The following is a 506-nucleotide window of genomic DNA, read 5'->3' as shown; positions in this document are numbered from 1 at the left end:
GGTGGTAAGTGCGATTCATCGTCATTGAGCTATGTACTTGCTGAACAAATGTTATTGAATCTAATTTTCAAAGACTTAAACATCAAAAAACTGTTTGAGAAAAAGGGCGTGGACACCAAGGCTGAAAAGCTACAGTCTCAGACTCAAGCTCTAAGTATTGAACTAAAGGAACTACAGGATAGAGTACAAATGAACACGCTCAACAGTAAGCGCACATCTTCAACTATCTTGATTGCCATTGATGAATTAGAGCAGCAGATAGAAGAACTGAAAAAGCAGCGTGTTACCACGAACGAGGATTATAAGTTCTTACGTAAGCAGTGGCGTGACCTTTGTAGTGCGGAAAGTCATATACGAGTTCGAGCATTGCGCTTTATGGAGACAATCATTGATTCAATTGAGATCACAAGCATCAAGCGTGGTACCAAGTTAGTGAGAGTTCATCTACAGCAGGATAGAGTGATCATGGCTACTTCTAATGGTCGTTTGAGACAAGACGAGTACCA

Annotated in this window: 1 protein-coding gene; it reads left to right on the top strand. The window is 40.7% G+C overall.

The genetic code is table 11. The annotated features are described in order from the left end of the window. Window positions 1–48: 48 nt before the first annotated feature. The coding region (locus BCT81_RS29180) for a hypothetical protein (protein WP_157938874.1) at window positions 49–506 on the top strand (458 nt) is incomplete at its 3' end.

This window comes from Vibrio sp. 10N.261.52.A1 (genome assembly GCF_002876325.1).
Classification (GTDB): domain Bacteria; phylum Pseudomonadota; class Gammaproteobacteria; order Enterobacterales; family Vibrionaceae; genus Vibrio; species Vibrio chagasii.
This window is presented reverse-complemented; position numbering and strand designations above follow the sequence as displayed.